The following is a 2,365-nucleotide window of genomic DNA, read 5'->3' on the forward strand; positions in this document are numbered from 1 at the left end:
ACCGAAGGCGGGTGGGACGGGGTTGTGCATCATGCACTGGCTTTTAGCACACTGTTGAGTTCTCAAGAAACGGACGCGTTCACCGTCGAACCGGATCATCGATCCGCTCTCCGGGGCATTCGTTTCGCGTCTCAATCTTAGCAGTTCCGCCTGGTTTGTGTCAAACTGTCGCTTTCGCTTCAGCCGACCCGCACCCGCCGGATCCACCCGGATCTCGACCACCCTGTCTCCAGGGCAACCCCTCTAACTTACTCCAACATCTGGTTCATGTCCAATCATGCGGACACAGCCGAAATGTCGGTTTCAGTGTGAGGGAGGTGCCGGGCATCTCGCCCGCCCGGGACCTTGCGGTTCCCGGGGGCTCGTTGCCCCGCAGGAAGAACATTAGCAGGCCCCAGAGACCACAAGGACAACTTGCCAACCATCCCCGAGGGTCGTGCGTCCCAAACGTGAGCGGAAGGACGCGGGCACGCGCAAGCGGACGTCAAGCCGTCCGCAATCGCCGCTCTATATGACAAGGGACGAGGGTCAGGATCCTGACTCCACCATGGAGGTGAGCAGCATGGCCCGTTCGGAGTTCGACGACATCCGCGCGCACATCGACGCGGAGGCCGATCACCCTGAGGACCTCCTCATGGTCGCCAGATCCCTGCTGAGCGACCTTGAGGAGATGCGGATGCGTGAGGCGTTGCTCCGGTCCCACTACCTGCGCCTGCTGACCGCGGCCCGGGCGACGGTGGCCGCCGAGGCGGCCGGCCACCCGCAGCCGTTCACGTTCCTCCGCGACGAGCTCGCCAAGAGGGGCCAGCTTCCCGCCACCGACGAGGAGGTGACCCAGATCCTGGCCGACGCGCACACGGCGGCCGCGTTGCTGGGGGAACTGGAGAAGTCCACGCCGGAGAGGGGCGGCGGTCCCCGTCTTCGCGCATGCACCGGCGTGAGCCGTACCCTCCACCGCTGACGCGTTTCCCGGGCGCGGGAGCCCGGGCACCGCGAGGGTCCCACACCCTGGAGGTTGCGGGCCGAAGGGCTCAGTGGCCGCTCCGCAGGGTGCACAGCCGGTCGGCGACCTCCTGGCAGGGCACTCCCAGGTCGAAACGGCTCAGCAGAAAGATCCCGTCGCCGGTGTCGATCTCGAGGAACTCCGTACGAGAGGTGAGGCGGGTCCGTGTGTCCACCCGGATCCGCTCGACCGCGCTCCACGGCACCCGTTCGGAGCCGGCGAACCCCTTCACCACGACGAGTCCGTGGCCGTCGGCACTGAGCCGTACCGGAGCCAGGACGTCGCGCAGGGCGAGGGCGGCGGCCGCCAGGGTCGCGACGCCCGCCAGGATCACACCGCGTGGATCCCCGAGGTTCAGCACCGTGAGCAGGGCGAAGCCGAGGGCGGCGACGCCTTTCAGGACGGGGAGTTCCCTGCGTACCCGCCAGCGCAGGAGCGGTCCGGACATGTCATCCACACCGGCACGCTAGCCGCTCATCCGCGAGGCGTGTAGGGCGGCGCCACGCCCCATCCCCAGTGCGGCACCGGGGCCTTGGCCGCCGGGGCGGCTCCCGGCTGGGAGTTGGCGAACGCCAGACGGGTCCCCCACTCGATGTAGCCGAGGAACGCCGCGCGGAACTCCGGGTCTCCGGGAAGGCCGACCTCGTCGGCGGCGTCCAGGAGGAGATTCACCCATCGGCGGCGCTGCCGCTCGGTGATGCCCCTGCCGAGGTGCTGGGAGAGCATGTGGGCGTATCCCCCGCGTTCCCGGGTGTAGCGGTCGGGGCCGCCGAAGACCTCACCCAGCCAGATGGCGACGTAGGTGGGGTGGCGCGGGTCCATACCGGCGAACAGCGGGCCGATGAGCTCATCCTTCAGCACGTGCCCGTAGAACACCTCGGTGAGCCGCTCGAACGCCTCGGCTCCGCCGGCCCAGTCGTACAGGGTCGGCACCGAGGCCCCCTGCCCGCGGACATCGGTCGGCTCGTAGTGGCGCATCTCCTCGATGTCGGAGACGTAGGGCCGGATCTCAGCGAAGAAGGCCGCGAAGTTCGGGCCGTTCCGGAAGCCTCCGAGGTGGTCCTCGGCGGAGGTCCAGGTGATCCGGAGGATGTAGCGACCGGCCTCCTCCGCGCACCGGGTGAGCTCGTAGTCGACGCACTCGGGAGCGTCGCCGAGGGGCACCGCGGCGCGCCGGTAGGCGGCCTCGAAGTCTGCCGACCGCTCCTCGGGAACGCGGTAGCGGATGTATTCGACGATCAATGGCCCGCCCTTCCAGCGAAGATCCTTGATCGAAGGTAATCATGTAAGCAACCGACGCACAACAGGAACGCGGAAATGCGAAGGGCCCGGATCTCGGTGAGATCCGGGCCCTCGGCCTTG

General features: G+C 68.1%; 3 protein-coding genes. 1 reads left to right on the top strand and 2 read right to left on the bottom strand.

The features are described from left to right. Positions 1 to 562: 562 nt before the first annotated feature. Positions 563 to 961 (top strand): hypothetical protein, encoded by a 399-nt coding sequence (locus ACZ6W9_RS34190; protein WP_389956374.1) that lies wholly within the window; start codon positions 563 to 565, stop codon positions 959 to 961. Between the two features lie 70 nt (positions 962 to 1,031). On the opposite strand, the gene ACZ6W9_RS34195 is transcribed toward ACZ6W9_RS34190, so the two are convergent. After that, a complete protein-coding gene (locus ACZ6W9_RS34195) occupies positions 1,032 to 1,451 on the bottom strand; it encodes a PH domain-containing protein (protein ID WP_389957917.1) in 420 nt (139 codons plus the stop codon). Positions 1,452 to 1,477: 26 nt separating this feature from the next. Continuing rightward, positions 1,478 to 2,245: a group II truncated hemoglobin gene (locus ACZ6W9_RS34200; RefSeq protein WP_389956377.1), complete on the bottom strand. Its 768-nt coding sequence runs from the start codon at positions 2,243 to 2,245 to the stop codon at positions 1,478 to 1,480. Positions 2,246 to 2,365: the final 120 nt, after the last annotated feature.

This window comes from Streptosporangium sp. NPDC053982 (genome assembly GCF_055585205.1).

Coding starts and splice junctions, on each gene's coding strand:
- ACZ6W9_RS34190 (WP_389956374.1), top strand. CDS start 563: ATGGCCCGTTCGGAGTTCGACGACATCCGCGCGCACATCGACGCGGAG.
- ACZ6W9_RS34195 (WP_389957917.1), bottom strand. CDS start 1,451: ATGTCCGGACCGCTCCTGCGCTGGCGGGTACGCAGGGAACTCCCCGTC.